The organism is Brevundimonas sp., assembly GCF_013823285.1.
Classification (GTDB): domain Bacteria; phylum Pseudomonadota; class Alphaproteobacteria; order Caulobacterales; family Caulobacteraceae; genus Brevundimonas.
Genome location: NZ_PNLV01000164.1, coordinates 1 through 3551 on the forward strand (window position 1 = coordinate 1; position 3551 = coordinate 3551).

Below are 3551 nucleotides of genomic sequence, written 5' to 3' on the forward strand. Positions count from 1 at the left end.
TCCAGCTGCCCGGCCTCGATCTTGGATACGTCCAGGATGTCGGACACCAGCCGCTCAAGGGTGACGCCCGACGAGGCGATCAGGGCGACCATCTCGGACTGGTCCGGCGACAGGGGCGTGCGTGACAGGGCGTCGACGATGCCGATCACCCCGTTCAGGGGCGTACGGATCTCGTGGCTCATGTTTGCCAGGAAGTCGGACTTGGCGCGGCTGGCCGCCTCGGCCGCGGCCTTGGCCTCGATCAGGTCGCGCTCGGCGGCGACCTTGTCGGTCACATCACGCGCCACGGCGTAAATCCGGTCGCCGTGCCGCTGGGCGCGCCACTCCAGGGTGATGTAGTGACCCTGCCTGTGCCGGTAGCGGTTCACCTGGCCCAGCACCGGGTCACCGGGCCGCCGGGTCTCCACCTCCACAATGCTGTGCCGGGTGGCGGCCAGATCCTCGGGATGGATCAGGCGCAGCAGGCCCTGGCCCTCGATCTCGTCGGGGCGATAGCCCAGCAGGGTGGCCCAGGACGCACTGGCCTTGACCACTGTCCCGTCCAGCTCGCGCACCACCAGCAGATCCAGGGACACGTCGAAGAAGGTGCCGAGGTCGACCTCGGACCACGCCTCGCCCGCGCCGTCGGGACGGGCAGAGGCTTCGAGCGGCTGACAGGTCATGGGAGGACTCTCAAGACGAACTGCCGCCAGCTTGACCATCACCCGTTAAGGTCGGGTTTCGCCCTCAGTACGCTTGCTCCGCATAGACCTGACGTACATCGCCATTCCAGCGGCCGTGATACGCCTCCAGCAGGCGCTCTGCGGGCGTGACGCCGCTTTCGGCGATGTCCTCCAGCTCCGCCAGATAGCCGCGCTCGTCCACCATGCCGCCGGAGAAGCGCGCGCGGTTCTTCAGGCCCTGACGCGCGATGGCGACCATGTCCTTCGCCACGTCCTGGACCGAACGCCCGGCCACCTCGGCCTTCAACCCCAGGCGGGTGACGTCGCGGCGCAGGCGCTCGTGATCGGTGATGTCCCAGTCCTTGCACAGGTCCCAGGCGGCGGCCAGCGAGGGGGCGTCGTACAGCACCCCCGCCCACAGGGCCGGCAGGGCGCAGATGCGGCTCCACGGCCCGCCGTCGGCGCCGCGCATCTCCAGATACTGTTTCAGCCGCACCTCGGGGAACAGGGTGGTCAGGTGGTCGGTCCAGTCGTTGAGGGTCGGGGCATTCCCCGGCAGGGCGGGCAGTTCGCCCTTCAGGAAGGCGCGGAACGACTGACCCGAGGCGTCCACATATTTTCCGTCGCGCTTGACGAAATACATGGGGGTGTCCAGCGCGTATTCCGCATAGGTCTCGAAGCCGAAGCCGTCGGCGAACACGAAATCCAGCATGCCGGTGCGGTCCGGATCCGTGTCGGTCCAGACGTTGGCCCGGGCCGACAGGAAGCCGTTGGGCTTGCCTTCAGTGAACGGGCTGTTGGCGAACAGGGCCGTGGCGACGGGCTGCAGCGCCAGTGAGGTGCGGAACTTCATCACCATGTCGGCTTCGGACTCGAAGTCCATGTTCGCCTGGATGGTGCAGGTGCGCAGCATCATGTCGAGGCCAAGGCTTCCCACCTTGGGCATGTAGGCGCGCATGATGTCATAGCGGCCCTTGGGCATGACCGGGATGTCGGCGCGGGTCCACAGGGGGTCGAACCCCAGCCCCAGGAAGCCCAGACCCAGCTCGTCGGCCACCATCTTGACCTCGACCAGATGCTGGCCGGTCTCCGAACAGATGTCGTGGATGTCCTTCAGCGGCGCGCCCGACAGCTCGAACTGGCCGCCGGGCTCGAGGCTGACCGAGGCGGAATAGCCCTCGGTGTTCTTCTTCTCCAGGGCGATGACGTGGCCGCCTTCCTCCACCGGCGCCCAGCCGAAGCGGGTCAGGCCCATCAGCATGGCGCGGATGCCCGACGGGCCCTCATAGTCCGGGCGGCCGAAGCCGTCCTTGAGGAAGCCGAACTTCTCGTGCTCGGCGCCGATGCGCCATTGGTCCTTCGGCTTGGCGCCGTCGGCCAGAAAGCCGGCCATGGCCTCAAGCGTCAGCGGCTCGTTCGCGTCGTCGGCCATGTCGGTCGCCCCTTCGCCGCATGTGCGGCCTGTGGCGGCTAGATGGGCGGGCCGAGGTCAATGCTCAAGCCCCTTCTGACCATGTGGTCACATGCGCGCCCTTCCAGTCGCCTCGCGCGGCCTGCCACAGGGTCATGGCCGATATGGCGGCAGTGTCGGCGCGCAGCACCCGGGGCCCCAGCGACACGGGCGTGGCGAAGGGCAGGGACCGTAGGCGCGCCCGCTCGTCCGGCGAAAATCCACCCTCGGGTCCGATCAGGATGGACCAGGGCCCCTCGGGGGCCTCCGCCAGGGCCTCCATGGCCGGCGGCCCCCCCCGTTCGTCGCAGAACATCAGCCGGCGCCCCTCGGGCCAGCCGTCCAGCAGGGCGTCCAGCTTCTTGGGGTCATGAATTTCGGGCACATCCAGACGACCGGTCTGTTCGGCGGCTTCCTCGGCGATGGTGTCCAGCCGGTCCATGCGCAGCCGCTCGGCGTTGGTGTAGCGGGTCAGGGTCAGCCGCACCCGCCGCGCGCCCAGCTCGGCGGCCTTCTCCACCACCGTCTCCACCCGCGCCTTCTTCACCACCGCCAGGATCAGGTCCAGGTCCGGCCCGAAGGACTGCGGCCGCACCTGTTCTTCGGCCTTCAGCACGCAGCCGCGCTTGAGCACCTCGGCCACCGTCGCCCGCCATTCGCCGTCGCGGCCGTTGAACACCAGCAGGTCGTCGCCCCCCTTCAGCCGCATCACCTGGGTCAGGTAGCGGGCCTGCTCAAGGGTCAGCGCGACAGCGGCGCCGGGGGACAGGTCTGAGCGGACATGAAGACGGATCATGCCGTGTTCTAGATCGTTATGAGGGGATCATTCCACCGTCGCGGAGACCGCAATGCCCCGATTGCAGCAATGGGCCGCCGAGGGCTGGACCGCCGAGGCGGGTCTGGCCTTCTTCGACAGCCTCCCCGCCGTCCGTCCCGAGGACATGACGGGCGAGTGGCGCGGGACCGAACTGCCCAGCGGCCATCCGCTGGACGGGCTGCTGGCGGCCTATGGCTGGTACGGCAAGCGGTTCACCGACCGCGACCGGGTCGACCCGCTGCTGTTCATGGATTCGGGCGCCGTGCGCGCGGTGGATCCGGCCCGGCTGCCCCTCGGTCTGGCGCTGGCCCTGCCGCGGATCGCGCGCACGAGCGCGGCCCAGGGCCTGTTCCGCCTGTTGCTGCCGGTGCTTGCCACCGACCGGCCCACAGCCCGGCTGCGCTCCATGGAGCACCGGGGTCTGATCTCGGCGGCCATGATCTATGACGATCAGCCCATTATCGATCACTTCCGCCGCGTGGACGAGGACCGGCTGCTGGGCCTGATGGACCTGCGGCCGACCCCGGCGCCGTTCTTCTTCCTGCTGACGAGGACTACAGCGTCCGGGCGATCAGCAGCTTCATGATCTCGTTGGTGCCGCCGTAGATGCGCTGGACGCGGG

At 68.7% G+C, this 3551-nt stretch carries 3 protein-coding genes and 2 pseudogenes; 1 reads left to right on the forward strand and 4 read right to left on the reverse strand.

Annotated elements, in window-relative coordinates; all coding sequences use genetic code 11:
- The 3 genes from C0461_RS13880 to C0461_RS13890 form a co-directional block, all read right to left on the reverse strand.
- Positions 1-662, reverse strand: a 662-nt coding sequence (locus C0461_RS13880) for a histidine kinase dimerization/phospho-acceptor domain-containing protein (RefSeq protein ID WP_292107837.1), incomplete at its 3' end; no start/stop codon positions are given.
- Positions 663-726: 64 nt separating this feature from the next.
- The gene (locus tag C0461_RS13885; RefSeq protein WP_292107838.1) at positions 727-2094 is read right to left on the reverse strand and encodes a glutamate--cysteine ligase; all 1368 of its coding nucleotides are present in this window, start codon (positions 2092-2094) and stop codon (positions 727-729) included.
- 64 nt (positions 2095-2158) lie between these two features.
- Positions 2159-2908: a 16S rRNA (uracil(1498)-N(3))-methyltransferase gene (locus C0461_RS13890; protein ID WP_292107840.1), complete on the reverse strand. Its 750-nt coding sequence runs from the start codon at positions 2906-2908 to the stop codon at positions 2159-2161.
- A 52-nt stretch (positions 2909-2960) separates the two neighbouring features.
- Between C0461_RS13890 and C0461_RS13895 the strand changes: the two are divergent.
- A pseudogene (locus tag C0461_RS13895) lies at positions 2961-3470 on the forward strand (DUF4334 domain-containing protein); the annotation flags it as partial.
- 13 nt (positions 3471-3483) lie between these two features.
- On the opposite strand, the pseudogene C0461_RS13900 reads toward C0461_RS13895, so the two are convergent.
- Positions 3484-3551 (reverse strand): annotated as a pseudogene (locus C0461_RS13900) (hypothetical protein); the annotation flags it as partial.

What these genes read in the sequence shown, in the direction of transcription:
- C0461_RS13885 (WP_292107838.1), bottom strand. Translation starts at nt 2,094, where the DNA reads ATGGCCGACGACGCGAACGAGCCGCTGACGCTTGAGGCCATGGCCGGC.
- C0461_RS13890 (WP_292107840.1), bottom strand. Translation starts at nt 2,908, where the DNA reads ATGATCCGTCTTCATGTCCGCTCAGACCTGTCCCCCGGCGCCGCTGTC.